The organism is Chitinophaga niabensis, assembly GCF_039545795.1.
In the GTDB taxonomy this organism is placed as follows: domain Bacteria; phylum Bacteroidota; class Bacteroidia; order Chitinophagales; family Chitinophagaceae; genus Chitinophaga; species Chitinophaga niabensis_B.
This window is the reverse complement of record NZ_CP154260.1, coordinates 3,805,741-3,822,546: the sequence shown is the minus strand read 5'-3', so window position 1 is coordinate 3,822,546 and position 16,806 is coordinate 3,805,741. Positions and strand designations below refer to the sequence as shown.

21 protein-coding genes and 1 tRNA gene are annotated in these 16,806 nt (G+C 46.0%); 14 read left to right on the top strand and 8 right to left on the bottom strand.

Going from position 1 to position 16,806, the window contains the following annotated elements:
• The first annotated feature begins 24 nt into the window (after positions 1–24).
• The 4 genes from AAHN97_RS14945 to AAHN97_RS14930 are packed head-to-tail and all read left to right on the top strand — an operon-like array spanning position 25 to position 2,484.
• Positions 25–342 (top strand): hypothetical protein, encoded by a 318-nt coding sequence (locus AAHN97_RS14945; RefSeq protein ID WP_343302840.1) that lies wholly within the window; start codon positions 25–27, stop codon positions 340–342.
• Positions 339–1,289: a hypothetical protein gene (locus AAHN97_RS14940; protein ID WP_343302839.1), complete on the top strand. Its 951-nt coding sequence runs from the start codon at positions 339–341 to the stop codon at positions 1,287–1,289. Before AAHN97_RS14945 ends, AAHN97_RS14940 begins: the two co-directional genes overlap by 4 nt.
• Positions 1,286–1,960, top strand: coding sequence for a DUF6549 family protein (locus tag AAHN97_RS14935; protein WP_343302838.1), 675 nt, complete (start codon positions 1,286–1,288; stop codon positions 1,958–1,960). Before AAHN97_RS14940 ends, AAHN97_RS14935 begins: the two co-directional genes overlap by 4 nt.
• Positions 1,961–1,962: 2 nt before the next feature.
• Positions 1,963–2,484: a hypothetical protein gene (locus AAHN97_RS14930; protein ID WP_343302837.1), complete on the top strand. Its 522-nt coding sequence runs from the start codon at positions 1,963–1,965 to the stop codon at positions 2,482–2,484.
• Positions 2,485–2,581: 97 nt separating this feature from the next.
• On the opposite strand, the gene AAHN97_RS14925 is transcribed toward AAHN97_RS14930, so the two are convergent.
• Positions 2,582–2,977 carry a hypothetical protein gene (locus AAHN97_RS14925; RefSeq protein WP_343302836.1) on the bottom strand — a complete coding sequence of 132 codons (396 nt, stop codon included), beginning with the start codon at positions 2,975–2,977 and terminating at the stop codon, positions 2,582–2,584.
• Between the two features lie 442 nt (positions 2,978–3,419).
• Entirely contained in the window at positions 3,420–3,698 is a 279-nt protein-coding gene (locus AAHN97_RS14920; protein ID WP_343302835.1) for a hypothetical protein, read from the bottom strand.
• A gap of 57 nt (positions 3,699–3,755) precedes the next feature.
• On the opposite strand from AAHN97_RS14920, the gene AAHN97_RS14915 reads away from it, so the two are divergent.
• The 3 genes from AAHN97_RS14915 (at position 3,756) to AAHN97_RS14905 (ending at position 5,315) form a co-directional block, all read left to right on the top strand.
• Positions 3,756–4,223 carry a LexA family protein gene (locus AAHN97_RS14915; protein ID WP_343302834.1) on the top strand — a complete coding sequence of 156 codons (468 nt, stop codon included), beginning with the start codon at positions 3,756–3,758 and terminating at the stop codon, positions 4,221–4,223.
• A complete protein-coding gene (locus AAHN97_RS14910; RefSeq protein WP_343302833.1) occupies positions 4,213–4,443 on the top strand; it encodes a hypothetical protein in 231 nt (76 codons plus the stop codon). Before AAHN97_RS14915 ends, AAHN97_RS14910 begins: the two co-directional genes overlap by 11 nt.
• Positions 4,444–5,069: 626 nt before the next feature.
• Positions 5,070–5,315 carry a helix-turn-helix domain-containing protein gene (locus tag AAHN97_RS14905; protein ID WP_343302832.1) on the top strand — a complete coding sequence of 82 codons (246 nt, stop codon included), beginning with the start codon at positions 5,070–5,072 and terminating at the stop codon, positions 5,313–5,315.
• On the opposite strand, the gene AAHN97_RS14900 is transcribed toward AAHN97_RS14905, so the two are convergent.
• The 6 genes from AAHN97_RS14900 to AAHN97_RS14875 form a co-directional block, all read right to left on the bottom strand.
• Complete coding sequence (locus AAHN97_RS14900; RefSeq protein WP_343302831.1) at positions 5,312–6,529, bottom strand: tyrosine-type recombinase/integrase; 1,218 nt, start codon at positions 6,527–6,529, stop codon at positions 5,312–5,314. The two genes, AAHN97_RS14905 and AAHN97_RS14900, sit on opposite strands and share 4 nt — an antisense overlap.
• A 98-nt stretch (positions 6,530–6,627) precedes the next feature.
• Positions 6,628–6,711: transfer RNA gene (locus tag AAHN97_RS14895), tRNA-Leu, on the bottom strand.
• 69 nt (positions 6,712–6,780) lie between these two features.
• The gene (locus AAHN97_RS14890; protein ID WP_343302830.1) at positions 6,781–7,593 is read right to left on the bottom strand and encodes a 2,3,4,5-tetrahydropyridine-2,6-dicarboxylate N-succinyltransferase; all 813 of its coding nucleotides are present in this window, start codon (positions 7,591–7,593) and stop codon (positions 6,781–6,783) included.
• A 51-nt stretch (positions 7,594–7,644) separates the two neighbouring features.
• On the bottom strand, positions 7,645–8,628 hold the full coding sequence (locus tag AAHN97_RS14885) for an MvdC/MvdD family ATP grasp protein (RefSeq protein WP_343302829.1): 984 nt from the start codon (positions 8,626–8,628) through the stop codon (positions 7,645–7,647).
• On the bottom strand, positions 8,621–9,583 hold the full coding sequence (locus AAHN97_RS14880; RefSeq protein ID WP_343302828.1) for an MvdC/MvdD family ATP grasp protein: 963 nt from the start codon (positions 9,581–9,583) through the stop codon (positions 8,621–8,623). The genes AAHN97_RS14885 and AAHN97_RS14880 overlap by 8 nt, the downstream gene beginning before the upstream one ends.
• A gap of 70 nt (positions 9,584–9,653) precedes the next feature.
• Positions 9,654–9,824, bottom strand: coding sequence for a microviridin/marinostatin family tricyclic proteinase inhibitor (locus tag AAHN97_RS14875; protein WP_084185295.1), 171 nt, complete (start codon positions 9,822–9,824; stop codon positions 9,654–9,656).
• A gap of 384 nt (positions 9,825–10,208) precedes the next feature.
• On the opposite strand from AAHN97_RS14875, the gene AAHN97_RS14870 reads away from it, so the two are divergent.
• The 7 genes from AAHN97_RS14870 to AAHN97_RS14840 all read left to right on the top strand — a co-directional run bounded on the left by AAHN97_RS14870 (position 10,209) and on the right by AAHN97_RS14840 (position 16,793).
• Positions 10,209–11,330, top strand: a complete 1,122-nt coding sequence (locus tag AAHN97_RS14870) for a glycosyltransferase family 4 protein (RefSeq protein ID WP_343302827.1) — start codon at positions 10,209–10,211, stop codon at positions 11,328–11,330.
• Positions 11,331–11,343: 13 nt separating this feature from the next.
• On the top strand, positions 11,344–11,919 hold the full coding sequence (locus AAHN97_RS14865) for an L-threonylcarbamoyladenylate synthase (protein WP_343302826.1): 576 nt from the start codon (positions 11,344–11,346) through the stop codon (positions 11,917–11,919).
• 63 nt (positions 11,920–11,982) lie between these two features.
• On the top strand, positions 11,983–13,401 hold the full coding sequence (locus tag AAHN97_RS14860) for a CCA tRNA nucleotidyltransferase (RefSeq protein WP_343302825.1): 1,419 nt from the start codon (positions 11,983–11,985) through the stop codon (positions 13,399–13,401).
• A 34-nt stretch (positions 13,402–13,435) separates the two neighbouring features.
• Entirely contained in the window at positions 13,436–14,014 is a 579-nt protein-coding gene (locus AAHN97_RS14855) for an IS1096 element passenger TnpR family protein (protein WP_343302824.1), read from the top strand.
• A 10-nt stretch (positions 14,015–14,024) separates the two neighbouring features.
• On the top strand, positions 14,025–14,927 hold the full coding sequence (gene miaA / locus AAHN97_RS14850) for a tRNA (adenosine(37)-N6)-dimethylallyltransferase MiaA (RefSeq protein ID WP_343302823.1): 903 nt from the start codon (positions 14,025–14,027) through the stop codon (positions 14,925–14,927).
• Positions 14,928–15,180: 253 nt separating this feature from the next.
• Positions 15,181–15,699, top strand: coding sequence for a hypothetical protein (locus AAHN97_RS14845; RefSeq protein ID WP_343302822.1), 519 nt, complete (start codon positions 15,181–15,183; stop codon positions 15,697–15,699).
• 47 nt (positions 15,700–15,746) lie between these two features.
• Positions 15,747–16,793, top strand: a complete 1,047-nt coding sequence (locus AAHN97_RS14840; RefSeq protein ID WP_343302821.1) for a hypothetical protein — start codon at positions 15,747–15,749, stop codon at positions 16,791–16,793.
• Positions 16,794–16,806 lie beyond the last annotated feature (13 nt).

The window sequence follows — 16,806 nt, the reverse complement described above, 5'->3', positions numbered from 1 at the left end:
TTATAACCGTTACACTATTGAGAAATGGCAGAAAACGCAAATGAGCAGGGTCCGCTTTTGGTCAAGATTTTAGTATACGTGGGCGGGGTAGTTATTGGATTGGCGGCTAAACTCGCAACACTCAACATGGAAGCTAAACTCACTTATAAGGCAATCATTTTTCACACAACAGTTGCTTTTGCTGCTGCATGGGCGGTGTGGATGTGGTTGGCCAGCTATGGCAAATATGATTTGGCCATCATCAGCGCAGTTATCATAGGGCGGTTTGGCGACAGCATTCTCCTGGCCATTGGTAAAGCCGTTAGACAAGGATTAATCAATCTATTCAAATTCGATAAATGAAGAAACTACTCTTAATACTACTATTTCTACCGATTTTGGTTTCTGCCCAATTCGGCGGTAACCTTCAAGCCTACCAGGTAAAAATTGCCAGCTACGGAGCGACACAGAACGCTTTGTTATCGCTTCCGGATGATTACACATCCACATCACAGAATTATCCGCTTATCATTTTCCTTCATGGTTATGGAGAAGTGGGGAGCACAGTGCAGGACCTTTCGCGCCTTATAAAGCAGGGATTACCCAAAGTGATCTCCAGTGGCCAGAAGGTGGAAGCCGTTCACCCGGTTTCTGGCCAGCGGACTAAATTCATCGTTCTGGCGCCACAGCATCATGGCTGGACAACAACTCCTGAAGCTATTGAATACATGTTGACCGACCTGCCAAAGAAGTTCCGCATAGATACCAACAGGATATACCTTACCGGTTTGAGCGCTGGTGGCCAGGGAGTAATCCAGGCAGTTACGTTCAAAGAGTCCTTAACCAAGAAGATCGCCGCCATTGTTCCCATGTCACCGAGTGCTCCGAGTGACGACTACATGAAAAACTTCAGATTCTTCTCGGGAGGATATCCTGCAGCCTGGTTCTTTACTGGCGATAATGATCAGGTGACACCGCCGGCGAATGCTCGCCGGTATAGTGATTCGATCAACAGATACAACCAAGGAGGCGGCACTGTTACGATATACAGCGGAGGCCATGATGGATGGGCCAATATTTACGATTCCTCTTACCGGGTGAATGGCCGGAATTGGTTAGAGTGGCTTTTGATGCATCCACATCCAGGTGGTCCTCCTGTAATTGATCCTAAGCCGGTACCTAAGTACACAACTATCCTGCACGACAAAAGCAGGATCAACAAAATTATAGTCCTGGACCTGGACGGTAAGGTGACGCTTTACGATTCTACCAGCGTGGAATCAGAGGGCATAAAACTGGAATTCAAATGAATACCATTTACCGGTTTATAATTGTTGCCTTGCTGGTTGTGATAGGAATCCTGGCTACCCGCTCATGCCATCGTAAAGAGAAGGTGATCACTTCAATTGAAACCATCCAGGATATCAGGGACGATAGCGTTAGATTCTGGCAAGATCTGGCCGGCAGGGAGCATGCTGAAAAGCAGGTGGCAGAGGGTAGTATCTCCGCATTGAAAATCTATTATAAATCGGAAATAGATAGCCTAAAAAGAATCTTCAGAATGAAGGAAAATGCCCTGCAAAGCTTTGTGTCCGCCCAAACCGAAACGAAAGGATCTGTGGTACTGAAGGTCGATACCGTTTATGGTGACACCAGCAAGACCTACCAGTTTCATTATGATGACCGCTGGATTTCACTGCAAGGAGAAATAGCCAAAGAGCCCTTTATCCGGTATTCGGTCAGGGATTCTATCACATTCGTTACCTATAGCAAGAAAAAGGGACTGTTCACAAAGGAAACCTATGTGGATGGTTTTAGCCAGAACCCTAATACACGAATAACTGGTCTTACCGGCATTCGGGTGAATAATGCGAAATCGAAGCGGTTTGGGGTAGGTCCTTATGCCGGCTATGGTTTTAATGGCACCAGGTGGACACCCTCTGCCGGAATTGCAATTCAGTACTCACTAATTAACTTCTGAACATGAGAAACGCATATCCAGAAAAACCGGTTCTACAATACAAAAAGACCAGCATCGAAATGGCGTTTGCCATTCAGTACATTAAGGAAAGCCAAGCACCTGCAGAGGTGAAACGGGCCGCTTACATCTTCTTCCGGATGGAGTCCGCTAACGGTAAAAGTGGCGTAAACAACAATTACGCCGGCATTCAGGCAGATGGCGCCAGGTGGCCTGCAGAGTTTGATAAGAAAATTGCCGGAACGGTAGTAAAGCGGGAGAACGGAACAGGAAAAGAGCGGATCTTTATTGCTTTTCACTCCTGGAAGGACAGCATAGATTTTACGATCAGCAATTCGCTACGGCGGGAACTATATATTGGTGGCCTGACCTGGAAATACACTCAAATAGCGATTAAGAATCCAAGGGACCTTTGCACAGCTTATAAAAGGGAGTGGGTGACCGGTGATCCAGAGCATGAACCCAGTGAGCAGAATTACCGGGATTTTGAATCAATGTATAAGCAGGCTGCAAGGTTATTTGTGTGACTGGAAGGCTAACTTCCTTCAACATGGAAAGCTAGGGTGGGAGGATTGCGCATCTTTTGATGTGATAGATAGGTTGGAGAAAGTGGACTTTAGCTGTTCATCTCGTCAGGAGTTTTTTCTTAAGTAGGTCCTTTACTGTGCCATCAAAATTCTCTTTCTCTGCTTTGTCATACACTGATAGAAGGTAAACGGAAGAATCTATTATTTTCACCTCTATTATAACCCGCGCCCCACCGCTTTCTCCACACCCTTTGTCGCTAATAGGCATTCTTACCTTATAGCAATCACAGCCAAGGGCATCGTTGCCCGTTATTGGATCTTTTTTTAGCGTGGTTGATAAGTCCCGGAAATCGCTGCCAATGTTAGGATATTTCTTCTTTAACCTTTTGGCTTCTTTGATGAAAAGGTCGGTTGTCATTACTTTAAAATCCTTCGAGGAATTCGTCGAATGTCTGTGCTTTCCTTTTCCCGGCGTGGATTTGTTTTGCTTCATGCAAGCTTCTCATTATTTTATTAACTCGCCTTTTGGCTTTAATTTTTACCACGCAACGTGTTATCCAGCCTACATTTTTGTTAGGAGTAGGGCTTGGAGAGGCCGTTACAGCTACTGCCGGTTTATGTGTCATTGCTATCGTGGTCATGGCATGTTCTTTTAAAACGTGAACAACGTGAAACTTATTCAGGAGTATAAATGCTGCTAATATGTCGTCTTTTGTTTTATGGATTTGGTCTAATTAATACAGATGAACAAAATTAACACCAAAATGGTTAGCATTGAAATATTTAACAAATTAAGTTTCCGGAAACATAAACAATTGACAAACAGTGGATTATAAAATATCTCGTGGTTGGTACAACTTTTCTGAGGAAATTTAGGGACTTTTTGGTATTGTAAATCCACAAAATCAGTGGCGGGCTACAGTGAAAATCTCTAATCAATCTTTTATTTTTGCTCTAATACCCTCTAATATCTTCATTTCTATGCCCGTCACATCCCCCGCAAAGATCTCTTCAATTATCTTCCGGTCCAGGTGTAATTCCATAACCAGGTAATCAACGGTAAAACCCCGTTCCATCCACTTCTCTGCAATCTGCTTTGCGAGATCCTGTTTTCTTTGATCAAAACTATCCATGCCTTCCCTGTTTCCCGCAAAATAATCCATCCGGTAATTATCCAACTGCCCTTTTGTTAATCGGGTTGTTAATTTCCGCAAACTCCTTTGATTGTTAACTAAATAATTTAGTATTATTGCTAAATAAATTAGTTAGACATGAGAGCTACAGCTGTGCGGAACGGCCTGCGATTCTATGGAGTTGAATTACAGGCGCCGGAATTCCTTTTGCCATATGTTGGACCTGTGAAGGCCGGATTCCCCTCCCCGGCACAGGATTTCATGGAAGAAGATATAGACCTCGTTGCATTTTTAGGAATGAACAAGCCCTCCGTATTCATTGTCCGAGTTGATGGTAATTCCATGCAGGATGAACACGTTCCGGATAAAAGCTACCTGATAGTAGACAGATCCCTTAAACCCCAACCCCATGACCTGGTAGTCGCGGTTTTGAATGGAGAATTTACTGTTAAGACCCTAGTAAGTTCGAAAGCCGGCTGGGTTCTGTATGCGGCTAACAATCTGTATGATCCCATTCCGGTAAAAGATGAAGACGAATTCCAGGTGTGGGGAGTTGTCGCCCAGGTAATAATTGATCGTAAAGAAATGCGGCGACATGCCAGATAGAATCCAGTTTCAGGCATCCTTTGGGCTGCAGGTCAAAACCGTAGAGATCAGCAAAGTATATGGCGCGGGAGACTCCTATCATGTGTACATTGATCGTTACTACAACGGGTCATTCATAAAAACCAATTTGGGCTACGCAAAGCACTTGCCACCAAACTCTCAGCTGACCTCAGACGACATACAGATCATTGAGGAGTTGATTGAGGGACTTTCCATGTAAGATAAAGGGTGTCTGATCGTTGTAAAGTGTAGTACCAGAGAGGAATCCCCGGTAGGTTAGGTAATTGATTATATTTCGTCTTCCCTTGGTCGGTTTCGGCTTCTGCCTTTATATATGATCCAGTAGTTTCTTTCCTTTGAAGGTGTTTGTACGTTGCGAATTGAATCAAAAAAACAAAAAGGCCTATCGCCAAAACGAAAAGCAAGGATTGCCAGAACGGAAATTCAAGGACCTGCTGGGGGGATGTGCTCGCTTTCATATCACCAGGTTTACTGATTAATATTCCGAGCACATAAAAATGGCGCGGAACTCAACTCTGTCGGCCAGGACGTCTTGGAACGCATGGAGCACGAGCAAAGAAGAGCCCGCACCGTTCTGGTACGAGCTGCTTTCTTCCCTCAGCGCTCCAAAGTGAATTTTCCAAGATTCCTGGCACTGATCGAAGTAGCGGCCTTCAATATTTTCAGGCTGCAAAGAAAGCTAATATAAAGCTTTTATACAAAAGGACTACTTAAATAGGGGCTATTAACATATGGGCTATTATAATAGTATTTTATTAACTCATTTGCAAATAAATTAACAATACTCGGGTAATTAATCATTTGTTGATTAAATTGCCCCGGCTTATGGCAGGTCAAAAAGAAATACCATCACCGCAGGACTATTATGAAAGATTGGGGGAAAGGCTTAAAACCCTTCGCCTTGAGGCCGGTTTTGATAGTGCCGAAGCATTCGCAATCCATCATAAAATGGGCAGAACGCAATATCTGGCGTATGAAAGGGGAAAGGACCTGCAGTTATCTACAATAAGAAGGCTTGCAAGGTTTCACAAAATTACTCCTGATGAATTATTGCGAGGATTAGGTAGTTAAATTACCCTGCTGTTTTCCACTGCTTCTCTGTTTACCAGTAACCCCAAATCCCTTAAGTATATCATGGTTTGTTCCAATGTAGTGTGCCGGAAAAGCTCCATGATGGCGTAGGGGCTAACTCCCGAAGTGGCAAGATGTATTGCCCTGGTATGCTTCCAATTATAAAGTTTTTTTGCATCATCAATCCCATGGCGCTCTCGTATTGGTTTGTACACTCGTGCATAATAATTCTCTGCGGCCATTTCCGGGCCTGGCCGATGATCCTTGCCAAAGAGGTACCAGTCCTTTGGAAGCCTATCATATCCCTGCTTCAAGTAGAACTCTTTTAAAACAGGATCAAGTGGCACATAATCTTCTCGTCTGGCTTTTGTGCCATCAGCTGACAGCAGTAGCATATCCCTGTCGAATAAGATATTTTCCACTTTAAGCGCTCGCATTTCGGCTTTACTTCTTACGGCCGCATAGTAACAGGTTAGGATAATACCCTCCATATAGGTGTCTCCTGCATCACGAACATCTTTTAGTATAGCTTGGAGTTCCTGGTCAGTATAAGCTGAGGGCTTACGTTTCAGTGTTTCTCTTTGGGTTGCACCTTTTATGGGGTTCTCTGGGATGATATTACCGTTAATCTTTTCAGCCAACCAGTTCAAAATTGTTTCTAGGTAAAGAAGATAGTTGTTGTATGTCTTGTTTGCCCAACCTACCCCCGTTTCCTTATCCACCGATGCTACGGTGATCATGTCCATGTACTGCGTATCTGTGATCAGGGCAGCCGGAACAAGAAGCATACCGTTGTCATTCAGCCAGTTCCTCATGAAATTGGCTGTGGTTGTGTAGGCGCTTATTGTAGAATCCGATTTACCTTCTTTTTCTTTAGCAGTCAGGAATAACTTTAATCCCTGGATCATCGTGAACTGGGTTTTAACCCCTGTAGAAGCCGCAGCATTCCTCTTTTCGGTTTCCTGGATCCACATTTCTACCTTTTCTACTTCATCAAATGGACTGTACCCATTACGCAGAGCCAGGTTAACGGCATCGCGCAGGTTCTTCGCATACTCTACTTTACTTTCTCCCTTATAGAGATTGATATCTTCATACACTTTTTTTCGCTCGTATTGCCCTTTAAAGGGATGCATGAACCAGTAATATACATACCACTTCCGGACTGAGAGGTCCATGGATTCAGGGTAAATTTTCGCGGGTCTGTACTGCATATCCAGGAATTTTTTCTTTTTTGCCGTGGCCCCATTGCGGCCCCGGTCTGGCCCTAAAATAGTAAAACCCGCTCTAGGAGCGGGTCTATTTTCTCTTGTGCCCAGAACTGGATTCGAACCAGCACATCCTTGCGGACGCTGCGACCTGAACACAGTGCGTCTACCAATTTCGCCATCTGGGCATCTTCAGGGAGTGCAAAAGTAAGGAGTTTCAGCATATTTCCAAAACTCCTTACAAATAAAATTTAATACTATACGGCAATATTGAATTCGCGCAGCGTATCATTCAGGCTGGTCTTCAGGTCTGTACTGGCTTTCCGCTGACCAATGATCAGTGCGCAGCTCACCTGGTATTCTCCTGCAGGGAATTTCTTGGTGTAAGTACCGGGGATCACTACGCTCCTGGCAGGTACACGGCCTTTGTATTCGATGGGCTCAGGGCCGCTTACATCAATGATCTTGGTAGATTGGGTTAACACCACGTTTGCACCCAATACCGCTTCTTTCTCAACATGCACACCTTCAACAACAATGCAACGGGAGCCCACAAAAACACCGTCTTCAATGATCACAGGGGAAGCCTGTAATGGTTCCAGCACACCGCCGATACCCACACCACCGCTCAGGTGAACGTGTTTGCCGATCTGTGCGCAGGAGCCTACTGTAGCCCAGGTATCCACCATGGTTCCTTCATCAACGTATGCGCCGATGTTTACATATGAAGGCATCAGGATAGCGCCTTTGGCAATGAATGCACCATAACGGGCCACTGCATGCGGAACTACGCGAACACCCAGCTCTTTATAATTGGTTTTGAGCTTCATTTTATCATGGAACTCAAAAGGAGGTAAGCTCATGGTTTCCATGGGTTGAATGGAGAAATACATCAGGATAGCCTGTTTCACCCATTCGTTTACTTTCCAGCCATTTTCTACGGGTTCCGCTACACGTAATTTTCCTTTATCTACTGCTTCAATCACTGCTTTCACGGCATCGGAATATTGTCTTTCTTGTAACAGGCCACGATCGTTCCAGGCAGTCTGTATTAGTTGCTGTGTATCCATTGTCTAAAAATATTTCCGCAAAAATAGTATAATCGGGCAGAGTTAACAGCCTTAATCTCTTCTTTCCGCCTGGTTTAATAATACGGCTGCCAGCTGGTGGGAAATAGCATTGCCGCATAGCTTGTCCAGCCAAAAATATTCCCCGGCGGCATTAACTTCCAGGAAATAATACTTTCCTTCCGGTGTAAGGATCAGGTCTATGGCTCCGTAGTTCAGGCCGTAAATATCCATGAAGCGCAGCAATGCCTGGCTGATATCGGGTGGCAGGATATAGGGTTGCCATTCATCGGCCAGCGCGGCTCCTTCTTTCCGCCAGTCTACCAGTTGCCGGGAGTCGATAGAAAAAGGGAAGATCTTACGGCCAACAATGGTGACGCGCAGTTCCAGGGACTTCTCCAGCTTTTCCTGGAACACCATGGGGCAATACCGTAATTCATTCAGCTGGTCCAGGTGGGCGGTGGTGACCTCATTGGTGAACACCACATGTTCCTGGCCATCCCGGTAAATGGCAAAAGCACTCTGCATTTTGGCGATCACGGGTTTGTTGGTGCCGGCCAGGAAGGCTTTTAGCTGTGCAGGAGAATTGGTGATGCAGGTGGCAGGTACTTCCAGCCCGCAATCCCTGGCAATGCGCAGTTGTTCTTCCTTACTGTCCAGGCGGCGGTATACGCTGTATCTTTCAATCTGGAAACACTTTAATCCCTCCAGCATCCCGAATAGCGTACGCCGCAGTTCGCCGAGGGTGGAAGAGAGGTATTCCTTTTCCAGCAGGGTTTCCAGGCCTTTGCCAATATGGTAACTGCGCCGGTACCAGACGGCGGTAATATCATCCAGTGTGTAAGTACCCGCTGTTGTTTCCAGCAGGCCCTGCCATTGCCCGTTGATAATGGAAGAGCTGAGCCTGCTTTCAACCGGGTAGCGGTCTACATCAAAACGTACGCAGCTGCCGCCCAGTTGTTGAATCTGCTGTATAACGGTATCTACTGCGTAATTATCTTCGGAATGGGTGATAATGAGGACTTTACCTTTATTCATTGGTGATCCGGTTAACTAATTTCTCTGCAATGGTTTCGGCGATAGGAAATCCGAGGTATTTTTCCAGCATGCCCCATTCTCCCTGTGGGTTCACTTCCAGGAAAACGTATTTGCCATCGGGCTGTACGATCATGTCTATAGCACCAAAGGGAAGGTTAAGCAGGCGCATCATGGCATCTATCTTTTCTGCTGTTTCGGGAGGGAGCTGATAAGGTTCCCATTGAATGATGGTAGTGCTGTTCGTGCGCCAGTCTGTAGACTCCGGGGCTTTCAGGCTGCCGGTAAAGATCTCTCCATCGATATAGGCAACACGCAGTTCTCTTTCTTTTGGAATGTATTCCTGCAGGATCATAGGGCAGGCGGCCAGGGATTCCAGCATGGGTACATCTTCTTTACGCAGGCGGGTAGTGGGGAAGAAGTCGCCGGCACCATCCATGGTTTTGGAAAGGGCGCCGTGCAGTTTTACCACCACGTCTCCGTTATTGGCATCATAAAATTTGATGGCGTCTTCTGCATGATTGCTGATGAGGGTTTGCGGAACATGCAAACCGGCGGCCTGTGCGGCGGATAATTGTATGAGTTTATTATTGCCGATGCCATGGTCTATATGCATGGGATTGATCCATGGTACATCCAGGGCATCGAGGAAAATATGAAGGGAAGTATTGTATTCTTTGATGAAAGCAGGAACATAGGCGGGGTCCAGGGAAGGAGGCACCTGTAGTTTCCATAGTTTTCTGTACCATACAGCACTGACATCACTGGCATTCAGTGTTTGTTTTCCATGCTGCAGCTGGTATTGCGGACCCTCTGGTGTGAGCCGGTACCGGAGCCGGTAACGGGTGCCAAATTCATCAGAGTTGAAGCGGAAGCTGGGATATCCAAGCTGTTGCAGGCGTTGTTGTACTAACTCTATCGTGTAGGCGTCCTGTGAATGAGTAATGCAAAGAATCATGAATTTTCAGATAAAAAAACAAGCAATAGCTACTGCCATTGCTTGCAATGATCATTGAATGTTAGATGAACTATAACAGCCACCATTCCTCATCCCCATCTGAAGGGTACTTGAGGGTCTGATCGGGAGCATCTGATAATTTGCTCGTCCAGTTACTTTCTTTTTCCTGGCGTTTTTCAGTTTGCTGTGCTTCCAGGAATTGTGCAAAGAATGGTTTCATTACTTGTTCATTGGGTTTCATACTTGATTGTTTTTTGTTGATGTTACAAGATGATACAATAATGGATACGTATGTTTAATGGGAGTAAATGTCTTTCCAAGCCTGATTTTCCGACCTGGTATGCTTCTCAAAAGCGGACAATTAAATTAGTCTTTTTTGTGGAATTAAACAAATCTAATTACCTGATCCCCCGGTTAATAGCGTATCAGAAGATGGTATTTACCAACGGTATATTAACCCTAAAGGGTGAAGCAATGAAAGAGCTTTGAAAGAGCCTTGAAAGAACTTTGATGGCCCTGTGTGAAGAATGCTTAAAATACCGGCATTACAGCCTGAAAACTGATAGCTTTTTAACCAATCGCATTTATTTTGTTATTTTGCCGCCTGAATTAAATGTAACGCAACTTGAACATTGGTTTCGATGCTAAGCGGGCTTTTCAGAATCGTACGGGGCTGGGTAATTACAGCCGTACCCTCATACGTTCCCTGGGAGAATACTATCCGCAAAATAACTATTTTCTTTTTGCCCCCAAAGAGAAACCGCTGTTTCAGCCATCTTCCGGTATGCAAACCATTCTCCCGCAACGGGCGCATCACAGGTGGTTAAAATCTGTATGGAGAAGCCGTTGGGTGATCCAGGACCTGATCGATAAGGAGATAGACCTTTATCACGGACTGAGCGCAGAACTGCCCTTTGGCATCAGCAACAGCGGTGTGCAGAGTGTCGTGACCATGCATGACCTCATTTTTGAACGCTACCCTGAGCAATACAATCCCATTGATGTGTACACCTACCGCAAAAAGGCCCGGTACGCCTGCAAACATGCGGATAAGGTGATTGCCATCAGTGAGCAGACCAAACAGGACCTTATACAATACTACCATACGCCGGAGAACAGGATTAAAGTTTGCTATCAAAGCTGCGATCCCTCTTTCGAAAAACAATGTACAAAAGAGCAGATCAGCAGTATGCTGGCGGCTTATCAGCTGCCATCCGCTTATTTCCTCTATGTAGGTTCCGTAATAGAACGTAAGAACCTGCTGGGTATCGTAAAAGCTATGCGTCTGCTGAAAGGTAAGATAGACCTGCCTTTGGTGGTTTTGGGCGATGGTGGTAAATATAAAGATGAGGTGAAAGCCTACCTGCATAAAGAAGGTATGGAAAAACAAGTCATCTGGCTGAATGAAGGACCTAAATTCTCCTTTAAAGATCTGCCGGCCCTGTACCAGGGCGCCACGGCACTGATATATCCTTCTATTTTTGAAGGCTTTGGTATACCCATCCTGGAAGCACTCTGGAGCCGTACACCGGTAGTCACTTCCAACGTTTCCTGCTTCCAGGAAACAGGAGGAGATGCAGCGCTGTACATAGATCCTTATCTGCCTGCATCTATAGCAGAAGGTATGGAAAGGGTGGCGATTGATCGTACCTTTGCGGCTGGTATGCAGGAAAGAGGCATAAAGCATGCACAGCTGTTCACTTTAGATAAATGTGCAGCCGCCGTGATGGAGGTATACCAGTCTTAAACTTACAACGTACATGATAACTGAATTTGAAGAAGATCTCGTGCAAAGTCTCAGCACCCTTCGCGCCGGAGGCATCATCCTTTATCCTACAGATACTATCTGGGGCCTCGGTTGCGATGCAACAGACGAAGCAGCTGTAAAGCGCATTTTTGACCTCAAGCAGCGGAGCGAATCCAAAAGCCTGGTGATACTGGTGGCAGATGTACGGGACCTTGTTAAATACCTGTCGCAACCACCTCCCGATATTGCAGATACCATTGCGGCCTTCGACCGGCCTACCACAGTGATCTATGAAGGGGCGCTGCACCTTGCGCCCAATGTGATCGCAGAAGATGGTACAGTAGCCATCCGCGTGGTAAAAGAACCTTTTTGCCGGCATCTGATCAAAAGATTCAGAAAACCGATCGTTTCCACATCCGCCAATATCAGTGGCGCTCCTTCACCTGCTACCTTCCTGGATATAACGGATGAGATCAAACAGGGGGCAGACTATACCGTAGTGCACCGGCAGCACGAGATCGCTATCCGCCAACCCTCACGGATCGTGCGTATTCAGCCGGATGGAAAGCTGGAAATACTGAGAAATTGACCTTTGGGCGGGAGGAATAAATCTGAATTGAGTACTTTTGCGCCTTAAACCAGTAGATAGTATATGCAGATTCCCTGTACAACACGGGAAAAGGAGTTATTCGATCGCGTGGCATTAGCGGCACGCCAGCTTGGCGTTCCCTGTTACCTCATTGGTGGTTTTGTAAGAGATAAACTACTGAACAGGAACACGAAAGATATGGATATCGTTTGTGTGGGAGATGGTATTGCGCTCGCACACAAAGTGGCAGCTTTGCTGGACCCTTCACCTAAAGTGAACTTTTTTAAAACGTATGGTACTGCCCAGATCCGTCATAAGGACCTGGAGATAGAATTTGTGGGGGCCCGTAAAGAAAGTTACCGCCAGCATTCCCGTAATCCTGAAGTGGAGCCGGGAAGCCTGGAAGATGATCAGCTCCGCCGGGATTTTACGATTAACGCATTGGCTATCAGTTTGAATGAAGCTGATTTCGGGACTTTGCTGGATCCTTTCAACGGGCGGCAGGATATGGCAGACAAACTGATCCGTACACCACTGAACCCTGTGCAGACCTTCAGCGATGACCCTTTGCGTATGATGAGGGCCATCCGTTTTGCCTCCCAGCTGCATTTCACCATTGTGCCTGAAACATTGCAGGCCATCCGGGAGAATGCGGACAGGATTAAGATCATCACCCAGGAGCGGATCACGGATGAATTAAATAAGATCATGTTATCGTCTAAACCTTCCATTGGTTTGGACCTTTTATATCAAACCGGCCTGTTAAAGATCATTTTCCCCCAGATGGTAGACCTGGCGGGGGTGGAAATGCAGGAAGGGAAGGGGCACAAGGATAATTTCTACCATACACTCCAGGTAATAGACAATATTTCCCGGAATACGAAGGACCTCTGGTTACGTTGGGCAGCATTGTTGCATGATATTGGCAAACCTGCTACCAAGCGATTTGAAGAAGGGCATGGCTGGACGTTTCATGGGCACGATGCAGTTGGAGGTAAAATGGTGCCGCGTATTTTTGCCCGGCTCAAATTGCCACAGCACGATAAAATGAAGTTTGTAAGAAAGCTGGTGGAGCTGCATCTGCGCCCGATCAGCCTTACAAAGGAGAATATAACAGATTCGGCTATACGGCGTCTGCTGTTTGATGCAGGGGATGACCTGGAAGCGCTGATGCTCTTGTGTGATGCGGATATCACTTCCAAGAATAAAGCGAAAGTTAAACGCTATCTTGAGAATTTTGAAATGGTACGGCAGCGTTTGAAGGAAGTGGAAGAAAGTGATCGTATCCGCAACTGGCAACCACCTATCACCGGTGAAATGATCATGGAGATCTTTGCTCTCAAACCGGGAAGAATGGTGGGCGATTTGAAAAGCGCGATCCGGGAAGCTATCCTGGATGGTGAGATACCGAACAGCTACGAGGCGGCTTATCAGTATATGTTGCAGAAGGCCAAAGAACTAGACTTGACCCCTGTTAAATAATTTGGTAATTTTACAGCACGTTTAATTTGATCATATGCCGGTATTGAAGTTCAGAGTTTATTGGGAGGAAGATGAGAGTGTCTATAGAGACATTGTGGTTAAGCCTACCCAGAATTTTTTACAGTTCCATCAGGCCATCTTGTTGGCATATGAGTTTGACTCCAAACATAAAGCCACTTTTTTCCGTAGTAACGACAACTGGCAGCGTGGCCGCGAGATCATCCTGGAAGCAGATGGGCAGCCGCGTAAAGCAGAGCCGTTATTAATGCAGGAAACCGCCGTTGGTGCAATGGTGCGGGACCCCAATCAGAAATTCATCTACCTCTATGATTATGCCAAGAACTGGACGTTCCTGGTAGAACTCATTGCTGTAGCCAAAGACGAAAACACCAAACTCAGTTACCCCGCCTGCGTACGCAAGGAAGGGCTTGCTCCGAGCCAGTACGGTACCAAAGGCCTCATCGGCGATAAGCTGGTGGAAATGGAAGAGAAATATGATCTCAACCGGGAAGGCATGCCGGACGATGGTTTTGGAGAAGAAGGCGAGGAAAGCGGAGAACGTGAGGAAGATGGTGCAGAAGAGAATGGCGCCGAGGAAGAAAACCTGTTCTAAAATCCATTGATTGAAAAATACGGTTGTTGTATTGGCTGGCCCTACGGCTGTAGGTAAAACTGCACTGGCTATACGAATAGCGCAGCAGCTGGGTACGGAGATCATCTCCGCAGATTCCCGCCAGTGCTACCGGGAACTGAGCATCGGAACCGCCAAACCGGATGCTGCAGAACTATCAGCTGTTCCTCATTACTTTATTAATTCTCATTCCATACGGGAAGAAGTGAATGCAGCCATGTATGAGCAACTCGCTTTGCAATATGCGGCCGATATCTTCACAAGGCACCCTGTTGCCATCGTTACCGGTGGTACAGGCCTGTATATCAGGGCTTTCCTGGAAGGTATGGACGAGATGCCCTCCATTCCGCCTGCTATCAGGGCTGCTGTCAGGGAACGTTATGCTGCAGAAGGTTTAACCTGGCTGCAGGAAACCCTGCAGCAAAGAGATCCTTCTTTTTATGCAACAGCGGAAACGCAAAATCCTCAACGTCTCATGCGTGCGCTGGAGGTACTGGAAGCCACAGGCCAATCCATCAGTACATTCAGAACAGCCACACCCCGTAACCGCGATTTCAGGATCATTAAAATAGGGATACAATTACCAAAGGAGTTATTACACGAAAATATTGTAAAACGTGTAGATGCCATGATGGTGGCAGGGTTGGTGGACGAAGTGGAATCGGTGAAGGAGTACCGCCATCATAATGCCCTGCAAACAGTAGGATACACAGAGATCTTCGATTATTTTGATGGAAAACTGCGGATAGCAGAAGCGGCAGAAGCTATTAAGATCCATACAAGGCAATATGCAAAACGCCAGCTCACCTGGTTCAGAAGAGATGCGGAAATGAATTGGTTTGATGCACGGGAAGGAGAAGAGGTGCTCACATGGTTAGAGAAACAGTTGCAGTAATGCTATTCATGCAGTGTGGAAAACTTCCATCTAATTTTTTTTATGAACTACTATAGTTGATTAAATATAAATTCCTAATTTAGACGAAATTATGGAAACCATCTATTTTAATTTTTGATCTGCCTGAATGGATCTGTTCATTACTTCGGCGGGTTGAAGTTAGCCCAGAGATAGATAAGACTTATTGTTGTTGCCTATGATGCTTTTCCATGCCATGAAGTCCCATGCTTTTTTCATCAATTAAACAAATACCATGCAAAAGTTAACTCGTGCTTTTTTGCTGCCATTCCTTGGTATCTCAATTGCCGCCCTATTGTCCAGTCTTAAGGCACCCGTACCGCCAAGTACCCGGCCATCTTTAACACCGGTGGACTGCAACCTTAAACTTCAGTTTATTGCAGACGTGTCTACGGACAGGTCTTGCCCAACGCCCAACCCTCAGTCCAATCCACAAACTGTCAATGGGGCTACTGCACTTGTCACCACCCAGAGTCACACTTACTATTGTAAGATCACCGTGGAGCCAGTTGAAAACATTTACAATTACAATGCAGCCACTTACAAAACTACCTGGGTTACGAGTGGTCAATCCATGAACATCAAGGTGCCGAGAGAAGTGCCTTCTACCCTGATCATTGACTTCTATGAGAATTGCAATGCCTGCAAAGGTGGAACAACAGGAAGACCCATGTTCAGAGGCCGCGCGCAATTGGCTCCGGGGCAAACGCATGCGTTTACGCTGCTCTCTTATTCCATGAAAGCGGGATGCTAATCAGCTTTCCACGCATTTTCTCTCACTCTTTTAATTCATTTAATGATATGAAGCCTATTAAGCTTTTCTTATATTTTATTGCCCTGATGGCAATGACAAGTTGCGATAAGAATGCAGTTAACAAACAAAATTCACTGGAGAAACTGGAGGTTGGAAGATCCGATGTATCTACCATGTCTGGCGTTGGTGACGGTATAGAAGCCTTTTATACATTTCTCCAGACACAAAGTAATGGTTCTTTCGGTTTGGTGAACTTTTCTTCTTATCGGGTAGCCGGGTTAACGTCTCCTGTAACAGGTGACCGCGGGGATGGCAAATATGAGTTCACCGGTGCATTTTATGATGATAACCAGAACATTGTTCCCGGTGGTTTGGTTAGCTTCGGCCCACTAAGTATTTCTTCGGACCCGGCCAGAGGTAATATGTATTTACAGAATAGTTTTGGAGGCGCTGCCGCTGCCGCTGCTCCTGCAGCTACTCCTGCCCCTGCATTTGACCCTGTTACAGACTATAATTCTGTAGCCGGTCAAACGCTGAACTTTACACTGAATCCCAGTGCTCCCGGACTCCCTGTTAGTGGCTCATTGTATGTTCCACAACGTATGTCAGTGAAGTTCGGTTTTGAAAACCCTAACACTGATGGCGGATCTTCCCCTCCACGTTCGAGCCCTATTATGGGTAATAATTTCCCTCGCTGGGGTACCACCGTTAATAACACGGTTGGATGCGAACTTGGTTGGGTGGCAGATCCTTTGAATACCAGCGGAGTGATTGTTACCGTGGAGTATGATGTTGAAAACAGCAAGTCGGTCCTTCCGGCATCACCAGCTGGTGGTGATCGCAAACGTTATGTGGCTTTCCGTGTTGCGGACAATGGAAGGTTCATCATTCCAACTACTGTTTACAGCACGTTATTCCCCGGATTAGACCCGAGAGATGGTTTTAGTGCGCTTGTGACGATAACTGTTGGTCGTGCGACTTATACCATGGCCAGCAATAGTGCAGATCCTGCCAGGAAATATTCTGTGTACGCCGCAACCGTGGTTGAAGTACCGGTATACATCAGCGTGGCCAGGTCTAACGGTCCGAGATAATAGAATAATAAGA

Excerpts from the sequence above, each read along its gene's own strand:
- AAHN97_RS14880 (WP_343302828.1), bottom strand. The coding sequence starts at position 9,583 with ATGATTCTTTGCATTACTCATTCACAGGACGCCTACACGATAGAGTTA.
- AAHN97_RS14900 (WP_343302831.1), bottom strand. The coding sequence starts at position 6,529 with ATGCAGTACAGACCCGCGAAAATTTACCCTGAATCCATGGACCTCTCA.
- AAHN97_RS14930 (WP_343302837.1), top strand. The coding sequence starts at position 1,963 with ATGAGAAACGCATATCCAGAAAAACCGGTTCTACAATACAAAAAGACC.
- AAHN97_RS14935 (WP_343302838.1), top strand. The coding sequence starts at position 1,286 with ATGAATACCATTTACCGGTTTATAATTGTTGCCTTGCTGGTTGTGATA.
- AAHN97_RS14945 (WP_343302840.1), top strand. The coding sequence starts at position 25 with ATGGCAGAAAACGCAAATGAGCAGGGTCCGCTTTTGGTCAAGATTTTA.
- AAHN97_RS14905 (WP_343302832.1), top strand. The coding sequence starts at position 5,070 with ATGGCAGGTCAAAAAGAAATACCATCACCGCAGGACTATTATGAAAGA.
- AAHN97_RS14915 (WP_343302834.1), top strand. The coding sequence starts at position 3,756 with ATGAGAGCTACAGCTGTGCGGAACGGCCTGCGATTCTATGGAGTTGAA.
- AAHN97_RS14885 (WP_343302829.1), bottom strand. The coding sequence starts at position 8,628 with ATGAATAAAGGTAAAGTCCTCATTATCACCCATTCCGAAGATAATTAC.
- AAHN97_RS14840 (WP_343302821.1), top strand. The coding sequence starts at position 15,747 with ATGAAGCCTATTAAGCTTTTCTTATATTTTATTGCCCTGATGGCAATG.
- AAHN97_RS14925 (WP_343302836.1), bottom strand. The coding sequence starts at position 2,977 with ATGAAGCAAAACAAATCCACGCCGGGAAAAGGAAAGCACAGACATTCG.
- AAHN97_RS14940 (WP_343302839.1), top strand. The coding sequence starts at position 339 with ATGAAGAAACTACTCTTAATACTACTATTTCTACCGATTTTGGTTTCT.
- AAHN97_RS14845 (WP_343302822.1), top strand. The coding sequence starts at position 15,181 with ATGCAAAAGTTAACTCGTGCTTTTTTGCTGCCATTCCTTGGTATCTCA.
- AAHN97_RS14890 (WP_343302830.1), bottom strand. The coding sequence starts at position 7,593 with ATGGATACACAGCAACTAATACAGACTGCCTGGAACGATCGTGGCCTG.
- AAHN97_RS14910 (WP_343302833.1), top strand. The coding sequence starts at position 4,213 with ATGCCAGATAGAATCCAGTTTCAGGCATCCTTTGGGCTGCAGGTCAAA.
- AAHN97_RS14875 (WP_084185295.1), bottom strand. The coding sequence starts at position 9,824 with ATGAAACCCAATGAACAAGTAATGAAACCATTCTTTGCACAATTCCTG.
- AAHN97_RS14860 (WP_343302825.1), top strand. The coding sequence starts at position 11,983 with ATGCAGATTCCCTGTACAACACGGGAAAAGGAGTTATTCGATCGCGTG.
- AAHN97_RS14865 (WP_343302826.1), top strand. The coding sequence starts at position 11,344 with ATGATAACTGAATTTGAAGAAGATCTCGTGCAAAGTCTCAGCACCCTT.
- AAHN97_RS14855 (WP_343302824.1), top strand. The coding sequence starts at position 13,436 with ATGCCGGTATTGAAGTTCAGAGTTTATTGGGAGGAAGATGAGAGTGTC.